This window comes from Melissococcus plutonius ATCC 35311, assembly GCF_000270185.1.
Classification (GTDB): Bacteria; Bacillota; Bacilli; order Lactobacillales; family Enterococcaceae; genus Melissococcus; species Melissococcus plutonius.
In genome coordinates, this window is record NC_015516.1 from 1,803,895 (window position 1) to 1,827,142 (window position 23,248).

At 31.8% G+C, this 23,248-nt stretch carries 21 protein-coding genes and 1 other annotated feature; of the genes, 4 read left to right on the forward strand and 17 right to left on the reverse strand.

The window, feature by feature from the left end; genetic code table 11:
* Nucleotides 1–57: 57 nt before the first annotated feature.
* Both rpoC and rpoB read right to left on the reverse strand, forming a co-directional pair.
* On the reverse strand, nucleotides 58–3,714 hold the full coding sequence (gene rpoC, locus MPTP_RS07845) for a DNA-directed RNA polymerase subunit beta' (RefSeq protein WP_013774608.1): 3,657 nt from the start codon (nucleotides 3,712–3,714) through the stop codon (nucleotides 58–60).
* Between the two features lie 173 nt (nucleotides 3,715–3,887).
* A complete protein-coding gene (gene rpoB / locus MPTP_RS07850; protein ID WP_013774609.1) occupies nucleotides 3,888–7,508 on the reverse strand; it encodes a DNA-directed RNA polymerase subunit beta in 3,621 nt (1,206 codons plus the stop codon).
* A 789-nt stretch (nucleotides 7,509–8,297) separates the two neighbouring features.
* On the opposite strand from rpoB, the gene MPTP_RS07855 reads away from it, so the two are divergent.
* A complete protein-coding gene (locus tag MPTP_RS07855; protein ID WP_013774610.1) occupies nucleotides 8,298–9,272 on the forward strand; it encodes a biotin--[acetyl-CoA-carboxylase] ligase in 975 nt (324 codons plus the stop codon).
* 43 nt (nucleotides 9,273–9,315) lie between these two features.
* On the opposite strand, the gene MPTP_RS07860 is transcribed toward MPTP_RS07855, so the two are convergent.
* From MPTP_RS07860 to rpmG, 14 genes are all read right to left on the reverse strand, one after another.
* Nucleotides 9,316–9,939 (reverse strand): NAD(P)-dependent oxidoreductase, encoded by a 624-nt coding sequence (locus MPTP_RS07860; protein ID WP_013774611.1) that lies wholly within the window; start codon nucleotides 9,937–9,939, stop codon nucleotides 9,316–9,318.
* A 123-nt stretch (nucleotides 9,940–10,062) separates the two neighbouring features.
* On the reverse strand, nucleotides 10,063–10,344 hold the full coding sequence (locus tag MPTP_RS07865; RefSeq protein WP_013774612.1) for a hypothetical protein: 282 nt from the start codon (nucleotides 10,342–10,344) through the stop codon (nucleotides 10,063–10,065).
* 408 nt (nucleotides 10,345–10,752) lie between these two features.
* Complete coding sequence (locus MPTP_RS10090; RefSeq protein WP_013774613.1) at nucleotides 10,753–11,469, reverse strand: polysaccharide lyase family protein; 717 nt, start codon at nucleotides 11,467–11,469, stop codon at nucleotides 10,753–10,755.
* A 111-nt stretch (nucleotides 11,470–11,580) separates the two neighbouring features.
* Nucleotides 11,581–11,958, reverse strand: a complete 378-nt coding sequence (locus MPTP_RS10095) for a rhamnogalacturonate lyase (protein WP_013774614.1) — start codon at nucleotides 11,956–11,958, stop codon at nucleotides 11,581–11,583.
* 6 nt (nucleotides 11,959–11,964) lie between these two features.
* Entirely contained in the window at nucleotides 11,965–12,405 is a 441-nt protein-coding gene (locus tag MPTP_RS10100) for a rhamnogalacturonate lyase (protein WP_013774615.1), read from the reverse strand.
* Nucleotides 12,406–13,235: 830 nt separating this feature from the next.
* Nucleotides 13,236–13,598 carry a 50S ribosomal protein L7/L12 gene (rplL, locus tag MPTP_RS07875; RefSeq protein ID WP_013774617.1) on the reverse strand — a complete coding sequence of 121 codons (363 nt, stop codon included), beginning with the start codon at nucleotides 13,596–13,598 and terminating at the stop codon, nucleotides 13,236–13,238.
* A 59-nt stretch (nucleotides 13,599–13,657) separates the two neighbouring features.
* Entirely contained in the window at nucleotides 13,658–14,158 is a 501-nt protein-coding gene (rplJ, locus tag MPTP_RS07880) for a 50S ribosomal protein L10 (RefSeq protein ID WP_013774618.1), read from the reverse strand.
* A gap of 73 nt (nucleotides 14,159–14,231) precedes the next feature.
* Nucleotides 14,232–14,365, reverse strand: a sequence feature (ribosomal protein L10 leader region).
* A gap of 100 nt (nucleotides 14,366–14,465) precedes the next feature.
* The gene (gene rplA, locus MPTP_RS07885) at nucleotides 14,466–15,155 is read right to left on the reverse strand and encodes a 50S ribosomal protein L1 (protein WP_013774619.1); all 690 of its coding nucleotides are present in this window, start codon (nucleotides 15,153–15,155) and stop codon (nucleotides 14,466–14,468) included.
* Between the two features lie 103 nt (nucleotides 15,156–15,258).
* Nucleotides 15,259–15,681 (reverse strand): 50S ribosomal protein L11, encoded by a 423-nt coding sequence (gene rplK, locus MPTP_RS07890; RefSeq protein ID WP_013774620.1) that lies wholly within the window; start codon nucleotides 15,679–15,681, stop codon nucleotides 15,259–15,261.
* 144 nt (nucleotides 15,682–15,825) lie between these two features.
* Complete coding sequence (locus tag MPTP_RS07895; protein WP_041363494.1) at nucleotides 15,826–16,689, reverse strand: alpha/beta fold hydrolase; 864 nt, start codon at nucleotides 16,687–16,689, stop codon at nucleotides 15,826–15,828.
* A 310-nt stretch (nucleotides 16,690–16,999) separates the two neighbouring features.
* Nucleotides 17,000–17,692, reverse strand: coding sequence for a serine dehydratase (locus tag MPTP_RS07900; RefSeq protein ID WP_013774622.1), 693 nt, complete (start codon nucleotides 17,690–17,692; stop codon nucleotides 17,000–17,002).
* 446 nt (nucleotides 17,693–18,138) lie between these two features.
* A complete protein-coding gene (nusG, locus tag MPTP_RS07905; protein ID WP_013774623.1) occupies nucleotides 18,139–18,684 on the reverse strand; it encodes a transcription termination/antitermination protein NusG in 546 nt (181 codons plus the stop codon).
* Nucleotides 18,685–18,807: 123 nt separating this feature from the next.
* A complete protein-coding gene (secE, locus tag MPTP_RS07910) occupies nucleotides 18,808–18,978 on the reverse strand; it encodes a preprotein translocase subunit SecE (protein WP_013774624.1) in 171 nt (56 codons plus the stop codon).
* 14 nt (nucleotides 18,979–18,992) lie between these two features.
* Complete coding sequence (rpmG, locus tag MPTP_RS07915; RefSeq protein WP_013774625.1) at nucleotides 18,993–19,145, reverse strand: 50S ribosomal protein L33; 153 nt, start codon at nucleotides 19,143–19,145, stop codon at nucleotides 18,993–18,995.
* Nucleotides 19,146–19,291: 146 nt separating this feature from the next.
* Between rpmG and cbpA the strand changes: the two genes are divergently transcribed.
* Complete coding sequence (gene cbpA, locus MPTP_RS07920) at nucleotides 19,292–19,942, forward strand: cyclic di-AMP binding protein CbpA (protein ID WP_013774626.1); 651 nt, start codon at nucleotides 19,292–19,294, stop codon at nucleotides 19,940–19,942.
* Nucleotides 19,943–20,266: 324 nt separating this feature from the next.
* On the opposite strand, the gene murB is transcribed toward cbpA, so the two are convergent.
* Nucleotides 20,267–21,175: a UDP-N-acetylmuramate dehydrogenase gene (gene murB, locus MPTP_RS07925; protein ID WP_013774627.1), complete on the reverse strand. Its 909-nt coding sequence runs from the start codon at nucleotides 21,173–21,175 to the stop codon at nucleotides 20,267–20,269.
* 242 nt (nucleotides 21,176–21,417) lie between these two features.
* Between murB and MPTP_RS07930 the strand changes: the two genes are divergently transcribed.
* Both MPTP_RS07930 and MPTP_RS07935 read left to right on the forward strand, forming a co-directional pair.
* The gene (locus MPTP_RS07930; protein ID WP_013774628.1) at nucleotides 21,418–22,182 is read left to right on the forward strand and encodes an exodeoxyribonuclease III; all 765 of its coding nucleotides are present in this window, start codon (nucleotides 21,418–21,420) and stop codon (nucleotides 22,180–22,182) included.
* 325 nt (nucleotides 22,183–22,507) lie between these two features.
* A complete protein-coding gene (locus MPTP_RS07935) occupies nucleotides 22,508–23,038 on the forward strand; it encodes a 3'-5' exonuclease (protein ID WP_013774629.1) in 531 nt (176 codons plus the stop codon).
* The last annotated feature ends 210 nt before the right edge of the window (nucleotides 23,039–23,248 follow it).

Here is a 23,248-nt window from a genome sequence, read left to right on the forward strand (position 1 = left end):
AATAAAAAAACAAGTTAGTAAAACTAGTAAAGTTTTACAACTTGTTTTTTTTAAAAATTATTTATTTAACTCATTTAAAGCATCTTCAGCTGCCATTTGTGCTTCAATATCAGAAATGCTATACACATTTTTACTTGTTTCTTTTACTTCTTTTGGTTCCATGTTCCGGTAACGAGCCATTCCTGTGCCAGCAGGAATGATTTTACCAATAATTACATTTTCTTTCAAACCAAGCAACGGATCTTTCTTTCCACGAATTGCTGCATCTGTCAATACACGTGTTGTTTCCTGGAAAGAAGCTGCTGATAAGAAGCTATTTGTTTCTAATGAAGCTTTAGTAATACCTAATAATACTGGACGACTTGTTGCTGGTATACCACCAACAATTAATGTATCATAATTACGATCTTTAAATTCTGATATATCCATTAAAGTACCTGGTAAGATTTCGGTATCACCTGGATCCATAATACGAACTTTTCTCAACATTTGACGAACCATTACTTCAATATGCTTATCACCAATTTCCACACCTTGCATGCGGTAAACTCGTTGTACTTCACGCAATAAGTAATTTTCAACTGAAAGAACATCACGTACTTGTAATAATTGTTTTGGATCGATGGATCCTTCAGTTAATGGTGTTCCACGATGAATATTATCTCCTTCAGCAACCTTCATACGTGCTGTGTAAGGGACAGTATAAGTTCTTGTATCTGTATCGCCTTTAATTGTTACTTCTTTCGTACGAGTTGCTGGGTCCTCAGTAATTGCAATAACTTCACCGGTAACTTCAGTAATTACAGCTTGACCTTTTGGATTACGTGCTTCAAAAATTTCTTGAATACGAGGTAACCCTTGAGTAATATCATCTCCAGCAACTCCGCCTGTATGGAAAGTACGCATAGTCAACTGTGTACCTGGTTCACCGATAGACTGAGCTGCAATTGTTCCAACTGCTTCACCAACCTCAACATCAGAACCGGTTGCCAAATTACGTCCATAACAATGATGACAAACACCGTGTTTAGTATTACAGGTAAATACAGAGCGAATTGTTACTTTTTCAATGCCAGCATCAATAATTTCTCTAGCAATGTCTTCAGAGATCAATTGATTTTCACCAATAATTACCTTTTTAGTTTCTGGATGGATCACTGATTTTCTCGTGTAACGCCCAATTAAACGTTCTTCTAAGGATTCAATAATCTCGTTTCCTTCACGAATTGCCTGAATTTCAAGACCTCGATCTGTACCACAATCATCTTCACGAATAATAACATCTTGAGCAACATCGACTAGACGACGTGTCAAATATCCAGAATCGGCTGTTTTAAGTGCCGTATCTGTCATTCCTTTACGAGCACCATGAGTTGAGATGAACATTTCTAATACGGATAGTCCCTCACGGAAATTAGAAATAATTGGTAATTCCATAATCTGTCCATTAGGAGCTGCCATCAATCCACGCATCCCAGCAAGCTGAGTAAAGTTAGAAATATTACCACGAGCACCAGAATCAGACATCATAAAGATTGGATTTTTAGCATCCAAACTTTCCATCAATTCCTGTTGAATTTCATCTTTTGAAGCATTCCATACAGCAATAACTCTCTCGTAACGTTCAGTGTTTGTAATTAATCCACGACGAAATTGTTTTGTTATGATGACATCAACTTGCTTATGAGCTTCATCGATAATTGCTTGTTTTTCATGTAAAACCATGATATCAGCAATCCCAACTGTCATTCCAGCATAGGTTGAATGTTTATATCCTAAATCCTTCATTCGATCCAGCATTTTAGATGTTTCCGTGACATGGAATCGTTTGAAGACTTCTGAGATGATATTTCCTAGATTTTTCTTCTTAAACGGCAGAATTAATTCCTGTTCTTTAATATGGGCAGGAATGTCTACCCCTGCTTCAACAAAGTATTTATCTGGAGTTTGAACAGTCAGATTATAATCTGTTGGTTCATTTAAATAAGGAAATTCCATTGGCATGATTTCATTGAAAATAATTTTTCCAACGGTTGTAATTAAAATACGTTCTTTTTGCCATTCAGTAAATGGTTTTTCGCCTAATAATGTTGTTTGAACACCAATTCTTGAATGCAAATGCACATAACCATTCTGCCAAGCTAATACTGCTTCATTCATATCACGGAAGATCATTCCTTCGCCTTCACGATCTTTTTCTTCCATTGTCAAATAATAATTTCCTAAAACCATATCTTGTGACGGCGTAACAACTGGTTTTCCATCCTTAGGATTTAGAATATTTTGAGCAGCTAACATTAACATTCTTGCTTCTGCTTGAGCTTCTTCATTCAACGGTACGTGTACCGCCATTTGGTCACCATCAAAGTCAGCATTATAAGCTTCACACGCTAATGGATGCAACCGAATGGCACGTCCTTCAACCAATACTGGTTCAAATGCCTGAATACCTAATCTGTGCAGTGTAGGTGCCCGGTTTAATAAAACCGGATGTTCTTGAATAACTTCTTCCAAAATATCCCAAACTTCATCTTCTTGACGTTCAATTTTTCGTTTAGCATTTTTGATATTCGTAGCAATTTCACGCTGAACCAACTCACGCATCACAAATGGTTTGAATAATTCAAGTGCCATTTCTTTTGGTAGTCCACACTGATACATTTTTAAAAATGGACCAACAACAATAACTGAACGACCCGAATAATCAACACGTTTTCCTAATAAGTTTTGACGGAAACGACCTTGCTTTCCTTTCAACATATGTGATAAGGACTTTAATGGACGATTCCCTGGTCCAGTTACCGGACGACCACGTCTACCATTGTCAATCAATGCATCTACCGCTTCTTGTAACATACGTTTTTCATTTTGAACAATAATGTTCGGTGCATTTAAATCTAATAATCGTTTTAACCGATTATTTCGGTTAATTACACGTCGATATAAATCATTCAAATCAGAAGTAGCGAAACGTCCACCTTCAAGCTGAACCATTGGTCGTAAATCAGGTGGAATAACAGGAATAACGTCCATAATCATCCAACTTAATTGATTACCAGAAGATCGAAATGCTTCAAGTATATCCAAACGACGAATAGCACGTGTCCGTTTTTGTCCTTGTGCTGTTTTCAACTCTTCTTTTAATTCAGCTACTTCACCTTCAACATCAACATTGTCAAGTAACTGCTTAATTGCTTCTGCACCCATCGCAGCAGTGAATTCTTGTCCATATTGCTCACGTTTTTCTCTATATTCACGTTCTGTCAATAATTGTTTCTTTTCAAGTGATGTATTTCCAGGCTCAATAACTACATAAGAGGCAAAATAGATAATTTCTTCCAAAGCACGCGGACTCATATCTAAAACTAGACCCATTCGTGAAGGAATTCCTTTAAAGTACCAAATATGTGATACAGGTGCTGCTAGTTCAATATGTCCCATTCTCTCACGACGTACCTTAGAACGAGTAACTTCAACGCCACAGCGATCACAAACAATGCCTTTATAACGAATTCTCTTGTACTTCCCACAGGCACATTCCCAGTCTTTCGTTGGTCCAAAGATTCGCTCACAAAACAAACCTTCACGCTCTGGTTTTAGTGTTCGATAATTAATAGTCTCAGGTTTTTTTACTTCACCATATGACCAGCTTCTAATTTTTTCTGGAGAAGCTAATCCAATTTGCATACTTTCAAAATTATTTACATCGATCAAAAGGAATTCCCTCCATTTCCTTGATTGTCAGATGTTCAAAATAATTCCTTTACTATGAAAAATCTGTATTAAAATAAACAGCTATTTATTTTTACAGATCTTTCATATCTGGCGGGAAAATATTTTTAAACTTCTTATCGCTTTGCTTTGCTTTTTTAAAACAATTGACGTATCTATTTATCTAAATCATCTTCGGCTGTTTCAAATTTTTGAATTGTATCATCTGCTTCATCATCATTTAAAGCATATGCTTCTTGTTCCAATTGTTTTGCCGATTGCTGCTCAGCAAATTTTGTTAATGCATCAACAGTGATCAAATCGTCATCATCATCATCCATGTCTCTTAACTCAATTTCTTTTTCGTCAATATTTAATACACGCATGTTCAAACCTAAGGCTTGGAGTTCTTTGACCAGTACTCGGAATGATTCAGGAACACCTGGTTTTGGAATTGGCTCATTTTTGACAATAGCTTCGTAAGTTTTTACACGACCAACTACGTCATCAGATTTGTAGGTTAAGATTTCTTGTAAAGTATAAGCTGCACCATAAGCTTCCAATGCCCATACTTCCATTTCACCAAATCGTTGTCCACCAAATTGTGCTTTCCCACCTAGAGGTTGTTGAGTAACTAATGAATAAGGTCCAATTGAACGAGCATGTAATTTATCATCGACCATATGTGCTAATTTAATCATGTACATGACACCAACAGATATACGATTATCAAACGGTTCACCGGTACGCCCATCATATAAAATAGTCTTAGCATCACTAGCCATACCTGCTTCACGAACAGTTTCCCAAACATCTTCATCAATTGCTCCATCAAAGACTGGTGTAGCAACATGAATACCTAATTGACGGGCAGCCATTCCTAAATGAAGTTCTAACACTTGTCCAATATTCATACGTGATGGCACACCTAAAGGATTTAACATAATATCAATTGGTGTTCCATCTGGAAGAAACGGCATATCTTCTTCCGGCATAATTCTAGACACAACCCCTTTATTTCCATGACGACCAGCCATTTTATCTCCTTCGTGGATTTTCCGTTTTTGAACAATGTATACACGAACAAGAATATTGACACCTGGAGATAATTCATCGCCCGCTTCACGAGTGAAAATCTTGACATCATGAACAATGCCACCACCGCCATGTGGTACACGAAGTGATGTATCACGTACCTCACGTGCTTTTTCACCAAAAATCGCATGCAATAAACGTTCTTCTGCTGAAAGTTCTGTTACGCCTTTAGGAGTTACCTTACCAACTAATAGATCCCCATCATGAACTTCAGCACCGATTCGAATAATTCCCATTTCATCTAGGTCTTTTAACGCATCTTCTCCTACATTAGGAATTTCACGAGTAATTTCTTCTGGTCCTAATTTTGTATCTCGTGCTTCAGATTCATATTCTTCAATATGAATAGAAGTGTATACATCATCTTTAACCAAACGTCGACTCATAATAACCGCGTCTTCATAGTTATAGCCTTCCCAAGTCATAAAAGCGACCAAGACATTTTGTCCTAAAGCCATTTCTCCTTCTTCCATCGAAGGACCATCAGCTAAAATATCCCCTTTTTCAACTTTTTCACCTAAATGGATAATTGGACGTTGATTATAACTTGTTCCTGAGTTTGAGCGACGGAATTTTGTTACCATATATTTGTCTAAAGCACCATTATTTCTTCGAACACGAATCTCAGATGCATCAACATATTCAACTACACCATCATATTTACATAATAAGGAAGCACCTGAGTCATGAGCTGATTTGTATTCCATCCCAGTACCAACAAGCGGTGAATGTGGTGAAACCAATGGAACAGCCTGACGTTGCATGTTTGCTCCCATTAAAGCTCGGTTGGAGTCATCATTTTCTAAGAAAGGAATACATGCAGTAGCTACTGCAACTACTTGTTTTGGTGAAACATCCATGTAATCCACTTTCTCAACAGCAACTTCTAAGTTTTCGCTTTGAAGACGAGCCATAACAACATCCTCAGCGAAGGTACCATCTTCATTTAATGGTGAATTTGCCTGAGCAACAATATAATGGTCTTCAATATCAGCAGTTAGATAGTCTACTTGATTTGTTACTTGGCTTGTTTCACGATTCACTCGTCGATAAGGTGTCTCAATAAAGCCAAATTTATTTACCTTTGCATAGCTAGATAAGCTATTGATCAATCCAATATTTGGACCTTCGGGTGTTTCAATTGGACACATACGTCCATAGTGAGAGTAATGAACATCTCGCACTTCATAACCAGCACGATCACGTGTTAGTCCACCAGGTCCTAAAGCAGATAAACGACGTTTATGTGTCAATTCACCTAGCGGATTTGTTTGATCCATAAATTGTGATAATTGTGAAGAACCGAAAAATTCTTTAATACTAGCTACTACAGGGCGAATATTAATCAACAATTGAGGTGTTAGTGTTTCAGTGTCTTGGATAGACATCCGTTCACGAACGACACGCTCCATTCTTGCCAAACCAATGCGAAATTGATTTTGTAATAATTCACCAACCGAACGAATTCGGCGATTTCCTAAATGGTCAATATCATCAACATTACCAATACCTTCCATCAAGTTGAAGAAATAACTCATTGATGCAATAATATCAGCTGGTTGAATTGTTTTTACATCATTTGTTGGATAATTATTTCCCACTACATTAATTACTCGTTCTGGATCTTTAGGCGAAACAACCTTAATTGTCTGAACTGTTACAGGTTCAGTCGCTACACCATCCTCACTTGGATAGTAAGTAATGCTGTTTAGGCCATGATCAAGGGCATCATTCAATGTTTCTATTACTTGATGAGTTAGGATTGTTTCCTTCTCAGCAAGAATTTCACCTGTTTCTGGATCAACAAGGGTTTCACCTAATGTTAGATTTAATAAACGAGTCTTTAAATCTAATTTTTTATTTACTTTATAACGACCCACACTTGCTAGATCATACCGTTTTGGATCAAAAAAGCGAGCATTTAATAAGTTACGTGAACTGTCCGCTGTTTTTGGTTCACCTGGACGTAAACGTTCATAAATATCTTTTAATCCTTCTTCAGTACGTGAATCATTTGTATTTTTATGTAAATCTTTTTCAATTGTATTACGTAAACTTTCACTATCTCCAAAGATTTCAAAAATCGTATCATCTGATCCAAATCCTAAAGCACGAACAAGAACAGTCAATGGAATTTTACGTGTACGGTCAATCCTTACATAAGAAATATCTTTTGCGTCCGTTTCTAACTCTAGCCAAGCACCACGGTTTGGAATAACAGTTGAACCAAAACCTTCTTTGCCATTTTTATCAACCTTGCCATGAAAATAAACACCCGGGGAACGAACTAACTGTGAAACAATTACCCGTTCTGCTCCATTAATAATGAACGTACCCATTTCAGTCATTAAAGGAAAATCACCAAAGAAAACTTCTTGTGATTTTATTTCACCCGTCTCACGATTGGTTAAGCGTAAGGTAACATGAAGGGGGGCAGAGTAGTTTGCATCATGCGCACGTGCTTCTTCTACTGTATATTTTGGCTCTTTTAGTTCATAATCAACAAACTCTAAAGAAAGCTTTCCTTGAAAATCTTCAATAGGTAAAATGTCCTCGAACATTTCTCGTAATCCTTCATCTAAAAACCATTGATAAGAGTCTGTTTGGATTTCGATTAAATTTGGTAATTCTAGCACTTCACTGATACGTGCGAAACTTCTACGTTCGCGATGTTTTCCGTATTTTACTACGTGTCCAGCCAAGTTCTTCACCCCTTTGAGTATATTTCTACCAAAACTGACCTAAAAAATTACATTTAAGTTACTTTGATTATAATTACGTAACAAAAAGCATTTTTTGCGGTTTTTAGGCAAAAAAAACCAAAAATAGAACATGCCCTCAAGACTAATTTTCATGAGTTTCTATTTTTGTTTTCCATATAAAAACCGGAACGGACAATATTTCGTTCCTGCTTTAATATTTTAGATAGTTTTCGCATTCTTCATTCTACTATAGCTTATATAATTTGTCAACTGTTTTGATGCATTTTATGCGGTGTTATTATTGGAATTTATTAAAAACGTGAATAATCATTAATAAAATATAAAACAATATGAAAGCTACCAAACATTTAATGAAAGAATAACGCTAACCGCCTTTATGGTTATCTATATTTATGAAAATTGCATTGTAATAACAAAAATTATTTATTTTTAACCTTATCAAGCAACAAAAATAGGATGTAGCTATTACTTAGAAAGTCAAAATAGGATTAACAGTGATTCGATTAATAGAATGGTTTCATAGAAGTAGTCACTAATTTACTAGAAGAACAATTCATTTTTAAAATGAATTTATGATTTGTTTCTCTCCACATCTCTATCTTATAAGTTCAAAATAAAAAAATAATTGCCCTACTCAATTATTTTTTCTATTGTCTTATTCATTAATTGCTGATAAGATTTGAATAATCCACACATACAAAAAGTAAATAAAGCAATCATGGGATCAATGCTAAAAATTTTTAACGGTTTATTATTTAAGGAGTTCTTATGTCTACAAAAAATGATGTCTTAGCCTTTCTTATGAAACATGCACCTGAACGTGTATCAGGGGAATACATGGCAAATGAATTAACCATTTCTCGAACTGCTATTTGGAAAGCTATTAACCAATTACGGAAAAGTAGTTTTTCAATTGAAAGTAACTCACAAGGTTATCTTTATAAAGAGACTAACCTGCTATCTATTCCTGGTATAAATGCCAATCTTTGCTCTACTGCACCTACCTTAACAATAAAAAAAATGGCGAATTCTGAATCAACTATGAAAGATGCAAAATTAGCGATTTTAGATCAGACACCTGCACACACTTTATTGGTCGCTGATATGCAAAAATTTTCAGTTGGGCGCTTTGGCCGTCCATTTTTTGCAAAGCCAGGTGCAGGTATTTATATGAGTTTAATCCTTCATCCAAATCAAAAATTTAGTGAAATTACAAATTATACCATTATTACTGCTGTTGCAGTTGTACGCGCATTAAATAAGCTATTAGATATTTCTCCAAAAATTAAGTGGGTTAATGATATTTATATAAATGATAAAAAGGTCTGTGGCATTCTTACTGAGGCGATCAGTGATATGGAAGCAGGTCAAATTTCTAGCATTATTATTGGTATTGGATTAAATTTTTCTATTAAACAAATTGAATTTCCAGATGAATTACAATCAAAAGTTACTTCTTTATTTCCAAATGGTCAATATACCGTTACAAGAAATGAATTAATTGCAGAAATTTGGAATCAATTTTACAAAATATTAGTCCATTCAACGAATGAGCAAATCATCGATGAATATAAAAAATATTCATTGGTCTTAGGAAAAAAAGTTTCTTTTATGCAAAATAAAAAAGAATACACAGGATTGGCAGAAACGATTAATTTAAAAGGTGAGTTAGTCGTTCGATTAGTAGATGGCACTAAAAAATTGCTCTGTTCTGGCGAAATTAGCTTACAAGCAATTTATTAGTATGTGTCTTTTATTTAAAATAGAAAAAGAATTAGGTAGTCTTTCAGCTATAGACACTAAAATGTTGGTTAGGATATTGGTTATTCTCAATTTCATCTACCATAGCACGTGCATAATCACCATAACTAATATAGCTATTTCCATCTTGATTATAAGTCAGTTCATCACCAGCTGTAAAATAATGACCAGTGACCTCTCCATTTGCATCAAAGGTTTTTGCTGGACTAATATATGTCCAATGAACATCTTTTGATTTTTCTAGTAATAATAAACTCTCAACCATGGCATTTCCTATTTGATAGGTAGTTTTTGGAAAATCAGGTGTATCTTTTAATCGTTCTGTATGTTCGGAGTTAACAAATAAACTACTAGCACCACCAACAACAATTAATCTTGTCTTTTGCCCAGTTAAAATAGTGATCAAATGCTCCATAGAAGTTGAAAATTGTTGAAAATTTTCCCAAAATCCTAAAGCACTTACCAACACATCAAATTTTTGAATATCTTCTGTTGTTAATTGGTAAACATTTTTTTCTAGGATAGGAACATCATTAGTTATTTTTTGTCTATCTCTCACAATAGCTGTAACGTTTAAATTTCGTTGTTTTGCTTCTTTCAAAATGAGAGAACCTACTCTACCACTTGCACCTACAATAGCTATTTTCATTGTTATTTCTCCATTCTTAGTGAAAAAACAAATTTTATATATTTATGATTTTGTCCTATATCAAAATCAATAGCAACCACCCTTATCCAAGACTTAGGATAAAAATTTCTATTTAATTTATAATTACATAAAACGACTAACTTTTTTTAGTTCATCTGTTACTGAAATAGATACAATATTTTCTACACCACAAAATGGACAATTATAAAATAAATTTAATTTATTATCTAATATTGTTTCTTTGCTTTGTAATTCAACTTCATTATTTCCTAATTGTAATGTTTCAAATGGAATATTTATTCGATAATTTCCTTTACTATCTGTTCGGATGTTTAACAAAAATCTACCTATGATGTCTTTTGAACATCCTTTACATGTTAAGTTTAAAATTATCTCTTTATCCATAATTATCTCTCCCTCATTTTCCTTCTTCAAGAAGTCTACACATATTAAATTTTAGATGATTTTTATAAAAATTACGATTGATACGACTTATGATAGGTTTTTAGGTAGTTAACAAAATTATTTCAATAACAGAAATTATCTTTTTCAATGAATCACTAAATTTATTTAATCAATAAAAATCAATTGCATTGATTTGTTTATTCAATAGCCATCTATCAAAATTTCTTTGTTATATTTGCTTTAAAGTTTGATAATTATACCAATAAAAAAATAAGACTAAAATTTTCATAAGAATCTACAACCGAATAGTTATCAACAAATTTAAAAGAGAGTTATCTAGATAACTCTCTTTTAATAATAAGCAATGGTTCATTTTCTATTTTTCTATTTATTCTTCAATCTTTCTATTCATTCTTCAATCTCTAATTTAATCATATCATATGCAACATAACCATTTGTTTGAAAATGAATAACATTGTTATCTATTAATTGTTCAGCTGATATTTTCATTTGTAATTTTTGGGTACGTCCACCTGTTACACTTGAACGATAAGCGCTTCTGTCATTTTCAAAAGTATACGTATTCAAAATTGTATCATTTAATTTCACTGTGTATTTTATATCTGTTCCTGCTTGTTCACTACTTGCTTGATAGGACGTTCCAGCTAAGCAAACGGTTAACAAGTAATTTTTAGCTGTTTGTTTAGGCTTTTTAAACTGAATCATCCATTCTCCGCGATTACTTTGCAGATAGTACCAATCATCTTTACTACCAATTCGATAGTTAAGAGTTGCAGGTGTTAAATCTTTCCAAATATGATTACGTAATTGATCGCCAAATTTAAATGATTCAGTTGTTTTGGAATAGCCACCTATTTTCCAAATTAATGGTTTCTCTTTGTAATCAACGATTAATTTATCTAGATTTAAATTTTTATTAATCTTATAACTACCTAAATAAAATTCTTCTGAAATACCTGTATGACGAATATATGCATACATATAATAAGTGTCCGGCTGGATGTGATTCATTGTAAAGTGATTACTTTTCTTTGTTTCTGCATAATAGATGTGTCCTGCATTATGATTATAGTAGTCTCCTTTTTCATTAGTTAAAACAACCATCCAATCATAAGTTTTATCTTCCTGATTCAGTTGAAGATTACCTGTTAAAGTAAATACTTGTTTTGGATAGTTTTTCTCCTTTGATGATAACCAAGTGTTAGGAAAATGTACTTATTCCTGTGCAACTCTTTTCTTTACATCGGTTATTTTATCATTTCCATCATTTATATAGATACACCAAGGTCCATATAATTTTTGCCAATTCGGTGAGGCGTTAAATGAATCTACACCATAATGTGATCCACTTAAACAATTTAGTGTAATTCCATCATAATGAACCAATAAATCTTGTCTTAAAGGACCGGAGGCATACCCACTTTTATCAATTGGAATAAACCAAAAACCGTATTTTTCACCATAATGTCCCCAAAAATCATTGTCTTTGAAATATCCAGAGTAATCATATTTAGAATAAATATTACTATTCGAGTATTTCCCACTATCAGGTAATTTAAATGTTTCATCTTGAAGCTTTTCATGTTTAGCCAAATATTTTTAAGAAGGTTGCAGTCCTTGACGTTCATGATTATAGGCAATTGGAAACAATGTTCTATTCACCCGATAAACAGTTCTAAATTGGCCAATTTCATGCCCTACATCTTTTGTCGAAGCAATAACATAGCCATAGATGGCTGGGTCATTGTTTTTAACAAGTAAATGATACTCTAGATTTACTGGTGTTTTATCATCAATATAGGCAATGTGTATCCAGTTATTATTGTTTTCAATTACTTTTAATTCTGTTGGTGTGACGCCATGAAGTTGTCCATCAAAATAATCGCAATAAAAACTATTTCCTTCTTTAGGACTATTTTTGACATCAATCATTTCTTTTCCTTTATATAATAGTGAAGTTGCTCTCACTTTTGAAGAAAAGGTAATCTCTATTAGTTGGTTTTTTATTTTACAAGCAAATCCATTAACAATTAATTCCATTCTTTCACCTCATTCAATTTCTTATGTTTCATTCAAATAATAAGTAGCTAAATGATTATTTTCTGTATCAATATTTATTGAAAAATTAGTTTTATATCAAACTAGTTTATGAGATATTTTCATTCAATCCATCAAGTATAATCATTCTAGCTAGTTTCATTGATAGATAGATTTTTTGATCATAATACTGAAAAGTTGATTTTCTTATCTATTCAACAGTTTGATCCATTATTTCATTAATTCAGTAAACAATATAAGTAATGTGCATTTACGCTTTATAATTCCTCATTTTTATCAACTTATCTAAACAATTTATCTTTTATATGCGCTTTCCTCCCTTCTTCTATTAGATTTTCTATTTATACGTTTACTGTGTACGAAATACTTAAAAATAAACCCATCAAGAAAGACAAAAAAGCATTTAATATTTTTTAAATAATTTTATTTTACTAATAATATTTATTTTATAATTTAAAAAATAAATAATAATCTTATTTTTTTCCAAATTATTTTTTTCTAATGCAATTAAATAATTATAAAGATACTTATTTTGTTAAAAATCTATCATTCAATCCATTTCAATTGATTTTAATTAGAATAATTTGTTTTTAAATAAACTAGTAAATGAATTAATTTTAGAAATGAATATGGCAAAATTAAATTATCAATTATTAAATAATATTTTAAAATATAAAAAATATTATTTTAAAGATAGAATTGTCTTACTTTTTCTTATTCTTATTATTGCGAATAAGAAATAATATTTTTATATAAAAAAAAGACTAAAATCCTTAAAAATAAGGATTTTAGTCTTAAGCAATGTTATTTAATTATTTTACAGTTACTGATGCGCCAACTTCTTCTAAAGCTGTTTTTAATGCATCGGCTTCGTCTTTAGGAATATTTTCTTTAACTGGTGCAGGTGCGCCATCAACAACAGCTTTTGCTTCTTTCAATCCTAAACCAGTTGCTTCACGGACTGCTTTAATAACTTTCACTTTTTGATCACCAGCAGAAGTTAATTCAACAGTAAATTCAGTTTGTTCTTCTGCTGCTGCTGGACCTGCTGCTGCTGCAACTGGTGCTGCTGCTGATACGTTAAATTCTTCTTCAATAGCTTTAACTAAGTCGTTTAATTCTAAAATTGTCGCACCCTTTAATTCTTCGACAATATTTTCAATGTTCAATGCCATTTTGTATTTCCTCCAATTTTATTGTTCTTTATTAATTTAATGAATTTATGCTGCTAAAATTAAGCAACATCTTCTTTGCTGTCTGATACTGCCTTGACAGCATAAGCCACATTGCGTACAGGTGCTTGTAGCACAGATAGCAACATAGATAATAATCCTTCGCGATTTGGAAGTTTTGCCAAAGCAACGATTTCTTCAACTGAAGAAATTTTACCTTCAATAATGCCACCTTTAATTTCCAATGCACTTGCTTCGTTTGCAAATGTATCGATAATTTTTGCAGGTGCTACGATATCCTCATTACTAAATGCAACTGCCGTTGGTCCAGTAAATACTTCTTCCAATCCTTCTAAGCCAGCTTTTTGTGCTGCTCGTGAAAGAATCGAATTTTTGATTACTTTCATTTCAACGTTTGCCTCACGCAATTGTTTACGTAAATTGGTAACTTCTTCAACAGTTAAACCACGATAATCAACAATAACTACTGATGCAGCTTGGTTAAATTTTTCAGTTGTTTCATCAACTAAACTTGCTTTTTTTGCAATTGCTGCTTCACTCATTTCTTTCACCTCCTGATTGATGATACGGAATTTTTTCATCATTGCTTAAACGAATCATTTAAAGTTTAACTCTCGAATAAATAAAAAAACTCCATGTCACCGTAGACATAGAGAACGACTGATTATTGTTAACAATCATGATTGTCCTCGGTAGGAATGATTAAGGCAATCGCCACCTACTGTCTTCGGTACATTACTATTTAGCTTTACTCATCATATCATACATAATATGATGAGTAAAGCCGAAATTTCAATAAATGGATATAGAATTTCTTTTCAAAATTCTAAGTATTCTTATTTCATTAAATTAAAATGAAAATTGATCAACGTGAATACCTGGTCCAAAAGTTGTTGTAACTGAGATGTTTTTGATATATTGTCCCTTAGCTGTTGATGGTTTTGCTTTTAACAAAGTATCATTAATTGTATTAAAGTTTTCAATTAATTTTTCTGCGTCAAAAGATACCTTACCAATTGGTACATGAACATTTCCAGCTTTATCTACACGATAAGTTACCTTACCGGCTTTTACTTCATTTATTGCTTTTGTTACATCCATTGTTACAGTACCAGTTTTTGGATTAGGCATTAATCCTTTAGGTCCTAATACTCGACCTAATTTACCAACTTCAGCCATCATATCAGGTGTAGCGACTACAACATCAAATCCAAACCAACCGTCTTGAATTTTCTGTACCATGTCTGCTTCACCAACATAATCAGCTCCAGCTGCTTCTGCTTCTTTTGCTTTTTCACCTTTGGCAAATACTAAAACAGTTTGTGTTTTACCTGTACCATTAGGAAGAACAACAGCACCACGAATTTGCTGATCCGCTTTTTTAGGGTCAACGTTTAATCGATAAGCTACTTCAACTGTTGCATCGAATTTTGCTGTGTTTGTTTCTTTTGCTAAAGCCACAGCTTCTGTAACTGAGTAAACTTTTGTTATATCAACTTTTTTTAATGCATCTTGCATCTTTTTGCTTTTTTTAGCCATTTTGTTTCCTCCTTGATTGTGGTTATAACGGTCGAACCTCCCACGTAATTCATATTTTTCAATATGAAATAAACAGAGAAGCTACTTCCCAAGATTACTAAAATTATTCTACAGTAATCCCCATGCTTCGTGCAGTTCCTTCAACCATGCGCATTGCTGACTCAACGTTAGCAGCGTTTAGGTCTGCCATTTTTAATTCAGCGATTTCTTTTACTTGATCACTGGTTACTTTGGCAACTTTCGTTTTATTTGGTTCACCTGAACCCTTATCGACTTTTGCTGCTTTTTTTAATAAAACTGCAGCAGGTGGCGTTTTTGTTACAAAGGTAAATGAACGATCTTCATAAACAGAAATAACTACAGGAATAATAAGACCTGCTTGGTCTGCTGTACGTGCATTAAATTCCTTTGTAAATCCCATAATATTAATACCTGCTTGACCTAATGCTGGTCCAACTGGTGGAGCTGGTGTTGCCTTTCCTGCTGGAATTTGCAACTTAACGATTTTTTCTACTTTTTTTGCCACGAGACATACCTCCTTAAGTCCGTGATGTGGTTAATGGAGAGTCAGATTTCTCCTCCCACCTTTATAGTATAGTCTAAAACAAAAATGTTTTATGCATACATAGATTATTCTAACAAACAAGGAAAAATTTGCAAGACTTTTTTGCTATCTCCATAGGAAATCAATGATTTCCTGATCTATTTTTGGGTTCTCATGAAGTTGACTATGTTGCGTTTGTTTTCCTTTGTAAACGTGCTGTTTGATAGTTATACCTTGATTTCTTAGCAATGAAAAAACAGCTAAACTACTAGATAAAGGTACCCGGCCATCTGTTAACTCTTTCCGGCTCAATTGATCAGCTAGTAAATCAACCTGCATTGTTTGAGGATAATTTTCTTTCATAGATATGTAATCTAAATATCTTGGTGATTGTTCATTCGGTCCATTCTGTAATAAATTTTTTAGTGATTGTTTGGACTCGATAAATTCATTAAAAGGCGCAGCAATTGCAATAAATTTACCTATCTTTGGTAAATTTTGATCTTTTCCATAGTTCCCGAGGTAACGTAAAGTACTGACTCCACCCATCGAGTGACCAACAATATTTACTTCCCTAACTTGATCATTTTTTTCTAGGTAAACAAGTATTTGATGAATCCACTCAGCTTGATTCCATTCATGACTTTTATTATTAGAAAATAATACCTGAATCATCGGATTATTTTTTTCTTTCCAATTCCCCTGACTATGAATACTACCATCATCATCGATAGTTAAAGTTAGCGCCTGTTTTGCAGCACCTGTTTTTTCAATCCGCTGAATCATATGTCCAAAAGAAGATTTTCCACCCGCATATCCATGAATAAACAAAGTAGGTATGGATTTTTGTTTATAGAGAGGAGCAGAATGTTCAATTGCTGTAGAATGTTTAGGTAACTTGGCTGTATTTTTGTCATATTCATTTTTACTACAACCCACACAACTAATGATAATACATAAAGAAATCAGGAAAACGACTAATTTTCGCACAACAATTCATTCTTTCTATCTTTTATTTTTTGTTAAATTTAATAATTAGTTATTAAATAACCATTATTATAAAAAGGAACAAATAAAAATATTCAGTAAAATAAATTTTACTGAACTAAAAACTTGTATAAAATTTTTGAAGATAATCTAAAGTTGCTTATATTCGATTTAAAAATTGCTTCACATTTAAATAACAAAATAAGAAAATTTAGAGTGTTATCTTAATTCTTTGAAATCAATCAATTCAATCTATAAAAAGGAAGTAAACTTAAAGGTATATAATTTGCTATTAATTTTTTGGCCAACTATTTTAATCAAAAGATAGCACCTGTTTAACAAATGTTAGCGCCCGAATTTTTTCTATTTGTTGTTTATCCAATTCGTTTGTTTTAACGATCATAATCGCTTGTTTATCATCGATCAAATGACTTAATGGTAATTCTTTTTTATTTATTTTTTTCCCAGTTAACAATTTTTGTAATTGATTTGTTTCATTAATTTCACCTTGATAAATAATTGATGTAGTAGCATGTTCTAGAGGAAGTGTCAATTCTATTCCTTGTTTTTGTTTTGAAATAACCAATTGAACATTTTCAATTTCTCCCAATTTACCTTTAATTGTTAAATTTTGATCCATTTTACTAATTTTCAACCATGAATTATTAGTTGTAGTAAGTGTATGATCTTCCTTATGCTTATCCTTTTGGATAAATAATACTTCTACTCCCTTTTCATAAGCAGCCTTCAAAGTATTATCTATCCCGGAATCATTTAAATCGATTGCCAATATACCACCAATTAGAGCAAAATTTCTACTTGTTGTCTGGTAGGTAATATTAGCCATAGATTCATATAAATACACATCAATTGTATCTGGTTGACTAGCTAAAATTGCACGTGCAATTTTACCAATTTGAATAAATTTGGCGGTATTTGGATTACTTTTAATACCAGTTCCTGGACTAATAACATCAAATACACTATGATAATTTTCATCTTTCATAATCATTCTCCATTTTAGTTTATTTAACAAGCAACGATAACCGTAGAAATTTCAAAGCAACTAAAAAGCAGAAATTTTTTATCTACTAGCAAGTAAATTAAACCAGACTATTCATTTTACTTGCAGTCTTTTGACATTATAAATAAAGCAGCAAATTGTCTATAATTAAATATTTTTACAAAATAAATTAAACGGTATATTCTTTCTAAGTTTACAGGTTATTCATACTATATAAATATTTACTATTCTTTTCTTCTATTTAAAAATAGCATTCTTTTATTCAATTAACCTGTTATTGTGCTATTGATAAAAGCTTATCTCATTAAAAGTAAGATAAACATTTAAAATAATATAAAAAATATAAAGGAGCAACTAATTGAGTAATGACAAAATTGTAAGCATGCATTTCTTTTAATGAAGCCTGATTTAATTACTGATTGTTAATGCTAATCAATTTCATCTATTTGTTCAAAGTCTAGCTCAGTGCTTGTTTCTCGACCAAACATATTAATATTAACTTTTAGTTTTTGTTTTTCTTCTTCTACTTCAGTTACTTCTCCTTCTAATCCAGAAAAAGCTCCCTCAATAATCTGAACCATATCACCAACAGCTACCTTTAAATCACTTTGATGTGTACTCATACCGATCGAACGTAAAATATGATTAATTTCTTCGGTTAAAAGTGGTGCCGGTTTACTTCCTGCTCCATGAGAACCAACAAATCCTGTTACACCTGGTGTATTACGAACAATATACCAAGAATCATCTGTCATAACCATTTCAATTAAAACATATCCAGGAAATGTTTTGTGAATTGTTTCCTTTTCTTTACCATTTTTAATTTCTTTTTCGGTTTCTTCAGGAACAACTACTCGAAAAATATAGTCATCCATCCCCATACTTTGTGCACGTGATTCAATATTTGCTTTTACCTTATTTTCATATCCAGAATAAGTATGTAATACATACCAATTTTTTTCAAAAGTTTCCATACTATTAATATACTCCCTTAATGTTATTTCTGTTTATTCTTCAACAAAATAAAAAACCTCAGATTGCCCGAAGTTTTTCTCTTTGTTATTATATCATTACCATTTATAAATTACCAACAAAAACTAACCTAGAATCCAACCAAAGACCGTTTGAATTGCTGTGTCCACTACAAAGAAAAATACAGCAAAAATTACAGATGTTTCAATTACAATCAATGTATCTTTTCGTAATTGTTTTTTTGAAGGCCAGGCAACCTTTTTCATTTCTTGATAAACATTACGTAAGAATTTCACTGTAAATGCCTCCTTTATTTTGTCTCTTTATGTAATGTATGTTTTTGACAATATTTACAGAACTTCTTAATTGTTAGTCGTTCATTACGGTTTCCTTCACTAATTGACTTGGAATAATTTCTGGAGCCACAAACAGAACAAGCAAGTGCTGCTTTTTTTACACCCATATGTTCTTCGACCTCCTTACCAAAGACTTACTAATTAACAGTATCATTAATTTAAAATTATGTCAATAAGTCATAGAACAAACTATAGTTTTCAATGAATCTATGATATGATAAAGTTGTTAACAAATCTAATTGGAGGAAAAAATATGCTAGTAAAGTCTGTTATTAATAAAAAGAAAGACCTAACAATTGTTAATGAATCTTGTACATTAGAAGAGGCTTTAAAAATTCTTGAAGATTCAGGTTATCGTTGTGTGCCAATTTTAGATGAATCAGGTCAAATATTTCGTGGAAATATTTATAAAATGCATATTTATCGTCATAAAGCAAATGGTGGTTCAATGGACTTGCCTGTTACCTATTTATTAAAAAATGCAACAAAATTTATTTTTACAAATACGTCCTTTTTTAAAGTTTTCTTTACTATAAAGGAATTACCTTATATTGCCGTTTTAGATGAAAATAATCATTTTTATGGTATTTTAACTCATAATAAATTGCTTAATCTCTTAGCTCAATCTTGGAATATTGAACAAGGTAGTTATGTTTTAACGATTGCCTCTCCCGGTACACAAGGGCATCTAGCTACCATTACAAAAATTATTTCTCGCTATAGCGATATTTCCAGATGCATTACTTTGGATAATCAAACCGATGAAGTTGTAAGAAGAATTTTAATTACTCTACCATCAGAAATAACAGAAGAAACCTGCGCAACGATTGTTGAAAATTTAGAACACAAGAATTTTAAGGTGATCGAAATTGAAGATTTAAAAAATAACACAAGTAACTATTAAGGTTAATGAATAAAAGAAAAAATAAAATCTAATACACCTGGATATATTATGAGTAGTAACTACTCATAATATAAATAGATTCAGTTATTTTAAAAAAATTAATCAATAATACTTAATCATAAATAGATTATTTATACCTAGTTTGTGCTTGTAATAAAACTTATTCTCTCCTAATTTTTTATTTTTAATAGGATGATTTTATTTAGAATTTATTCTAGTTGTCTAATTATCAATGCTCTCCTAGATTGATTTGTATTAATGGGTCAATCATTCTATAGTGCTTAATTTGATTAAAATAAATCATTTATTTATCAGAACAAATTATTAATCCTTGGTCTTTTCTCCAATAATTTGAACTTCGGTTTGCAAAGAAACATCAAATTTTTTCTGAATGACAGACTGAATATGTTCAATTAGTTCTAAATAGTCTGTTGCTGTAGCATTATTAATATTCACAATAAAACCAGCATGCTTTTCAGAAATTTGGGCACCTCCCCATTTTAATCCCTGAAGACCTGCTTCCTGAATTAATTTTCCAGTAAAATAGCCGGTTGGTCGCTTAAATACACTACCACAAGATGGGTATTCTAGTGGCTGTTTTAATTGACGAAGTTCAGTTAACTCTTCCATTCGTTGCTCTATTTTTTGATGATTTCCTTTTCTTAGAGCAAATGTTGCTTGCAGAATAATGCCATGTATTTCTTGCATACGACTATGACGATAAGAAAAATTCATCTCTTCCTTTGAAATATTTTTTATACTGCCATCAGCCATCATAAACCTTGCCGATTCAAAAATATTTTGGATTTCACCATCATAAGCACCTGCATTCATATACACAGCACCACCAATACTACCAGGAATTCCACAAGCAAATTCAAAACCTGTCAATTGGTGTTCTAAAGCTGCATAGGTGGCATCAATTAATTTAGCGCCTGCATCTACAATCAGTTTATCATTGTTTATATGTATTTCATTCATTTCTGTTAAAATAATAACCATACCACGAATGCCACCATCTCGAACAATCAAATTACTCGCATTGCCTAAGACAGTCCATGACAAATTTTGTGTGCGGCAATACTTAATGAGTCGTTGTACTTCATCTTGCGTTTTAGGTAATGCCAAAATATCTGCAGGTCCACCTGTTTTTGTAAATGTAACATTCATTAATGGTTCATCAAAAAGTAGGGTAATCCCATTTAATTGCTTGGTTATCTCTTCTTTATTCATAATAGTATCCCTTTCCTTCTAAACATCTTTTTATTCTAGCATGGTCGGTAAAAACTTGCTAGTTATATATAGGTAAATTTGGTTTTAATGATTTAAAATTAATTAGCATAAAACAATTGACACATTTTCAAAATAACGACCTTTTATTGTTTTTATTTCACCAGTATTAATTTTTTATTTCATATTTATCTAAAAAGCATTAAAATAAATTATATTACAGATTTAAAAGGAGTTTATCTATAATGAAATGTATCTCTTGGAATGTCAATGGTCTTCGTGCAATTGTTAAAAAAAACTTTATATACGTCTTTAATGAATTAGATGCCGACTTTTTTTGTGTTCAAGAAACTAAATTACAAGATGGGCAAATTGATTTAGAATTACCTGGTTATCATCAATATTGGGATTATGCGATAAAAAAAGGCTATTCTGGTGTTGCCGTTTTTGCTAAAGAAGCCGCCCAAAAAGTTTATTATGGTCTCAATATGGAAGAACATGATCAGGAAGGGCGTCTACTTACTTTAGAATATCCAAACTTTTACTTGGTCAATTGCTATACACCAAATTCACAACCGGAATTAAAAAGACTTGCTTATCGTATGACATGGGAAAACGCTTTTCGTGACTATTTAATTAAATTAAAATCAAAAAAACAAGTGATCCTATGTGGTGATCTGAATGTTGCTCATCAACCAATTGATTTAAAAAATTGGCGAACCAATCAGCACAGTGCAGGTTTTTCACCTGAAGAAAGAGAAAAAATGACTAAATTACTCGATAATGGTTTTATTGATACCTATCGTTATTTTTATCCAGACAAAGAAGGTGTCTATTCTTGGTGGAGTTATCGATTTAATGCCAGAAAGAATAATGCTGGTTGGCGCATTGATTATTTTATTGTTTCAGATAATTTAAAACCCACTTTAAAAGAAGCGACTATTTATACTGAAATTACAGGCAGTGATCATTGTCCCGTTGGTGTTGAACTTGATTTATCTTACAAATAAAATAAATTCTGTTTTTATACAATCGACTTATAGAAGCAAAGATAATATAATTAATAAAATCAATTGCTTTTATTAATTACTTATACAATAACCTTAATAAAAAATTTTATTTAAAATTAATCAATTTTCTACTTGGTTAATTTTAAATTTTTTTTAATTAATGAATGAGTCATAGAAAATAACTATTTATTTATTATAATTATATAGTATTATTAATAATATTACATAAAAATTAAAACATCTATAGTTTAAAAATTGATTGATTTTTTATTCTAATCTTATTTTTAGTAGTCACTCATAGATATGATATAAGCGAGGAATCTTTATGAATTTCATAGCAATGGATTTTGAAACAGCTAGTCATGAAAGGCATAGTGCTTGTTCACTGGCTTTAGTAAAGGTCGAAAATAGTCGAATCGTTGATGAATATTACACACTCATTCAACCTGAAACTCAATTCTTCTGGAAAAATATTCAAATTCATGGCATTCATCCAGAAGATGTAACCGATGCACCAAAATTTCCAGAAATTTGGCAAGGAATACAATTATTTTTCCAACTGAATCAATTAATTGTTGCCCACAATGCAGCTTTTGATTGCAATGTATTAGCCAGTTGTTTAAATTATTATAAACTTCCACAACCAAATTATTTATCTTTATGTACGGTAAAAACTAGTCGAAAATTTTTTCGAGAATTGCCTAATCATAAGTTAGATACTATTTGCCGTGCACTCAATATTCCATTAAATCATCATAATGCTTTGGACGATAGTCGAGCCTGTGCTAAAATTTTACTTTATCAAGAGAAAAATTTTGGCATAACACCACTAAAACAACTAATTACAATAAAATGAATCCTCCAGAAAATAATTGATGGATTTAAAAATGATAAATATGAAAATATCCTTAGAGATAAGAGTTAATTCATCTATATCTCTAAGGATTATAAAATTAGGTATTTGTTATTACTGAATAGCTTGATTGTTAAAATTTAATGTAAAAATTCTAACTTTAGTAGTCAAACTTCATAAGAGATAATATTTTATAATTGGAAATGCAACTAA

What these genes read in the sequence shown, in the direction of transcription:
- rplJ (WP_013774618.1), bottom strand. Translation starts at nt 14,158, where the DNA reads ATGAGTGAAGCAGCAATTGCAAAAAAAGCAAGTTTAGTTGATGAAACA.
- MPTP_RS10090 (WP_013774613.1), bottom strand. Translation starts at nt 11,469, where the DNA reads ATGGTTGTTTTAACTAATGAAAAAGGAGACTACTATAATCATAATGCA.
- MPTP_RS07855 (WP_013774610.1), top strand. Translation starts at nt 8,298, where the DNA reads ATGTCTACAAAAAATGATGTCTTAGCCTTTCTTATGAAACATGCACCT.
- murB (WP_013774627.1), bottom strand. Translation starts at nt 21,175, where the DNA reads ATGAATAAAGAAGAGATAACCAAGCAATTAAATGGGATTACCCTACTT.
- cbpA (WP_013774626.1), top strand. Translation starts at nt 19,292, where the DNA reads ATGCTAGTAAAGTCTGTTATTAATAAAAAGAAAGACCTAACAATTGTT.
- MPTP_RS10100 (WP_013774615.1), bottom strand. Translation starts at nt 12,405, where the DNA reads ATGGAATTAATTGTTAATGGATTTGCTTGTAAAATAAAAAACCAACTA.
- rplA (WP_013774619.1), bottom strand. Translation starts at nt 15,155, where the DNA reads ATGGCTAAAAAAAGCAAAAAGATGCAAGATGCATTAAAAAAAGTTGAT.
- MPTP_RS07935 (WP_013774629.1), top strand. Translation starts at nt 22,508, where the DNA reads ATGAATTTCATAGCAATGGATTTTGAAACAGCTAGTCATGAAAGGCAT.
- rplL (WP_013774617.1), bottom strand. Translation starts at nt 13,598, where the DNA reads ATGGCATTGAACATTGAAAATATTGTCGAAGAATTAAAGGGTGCGACA.
- nusG (WP_013774623.1), bottom strand. Translation starts at nt 18,684, where the DNA reads ATGGAAACTTTTGAAAAAAATTGGTATGTATTACATACTTATTCTGGA.
- rpmG (WP_013774625.1), bottom strand. Translation starts at nt 19,145, where the DNA reads ATGGGTGTAAAAAAAGCAGCACTTGCTTGTTCTGTTTGTGGCTCCAGA.
- MPTP_RS07930 (WP_013774628.1), top strand. Translation starts at nt 21,418, where the DNA reads ATGAAATGTATCTCTTGGAATGTCAATGGTCTTCGTGCAATTGTTAAA.
- MPTP_RS07900 (WP_013774622.1), bottom strand. Translation starts at nt 17,692, where the DNA reads ATGAAAGATGAAAATTATCATAGTGTATTTGATGTTATTAGTCCAGGA.
- MPTP_RS07860 (WP_013774611.1), bottom strand. Translation starts at nt 9,939, where the DNA reads ATGAAAATAGCTATTGTAGGTGCAAGTGGTAGAGTAGGTTCTCTCATT.
- MPTP_RS07865 (WP_013774612.1), bottom strand. Translation starts at nt 10,344, where the DNA reads ATGGATAAAGAGATAATTTTAAACTTAACATGTAAAGGATGTTCAAAA.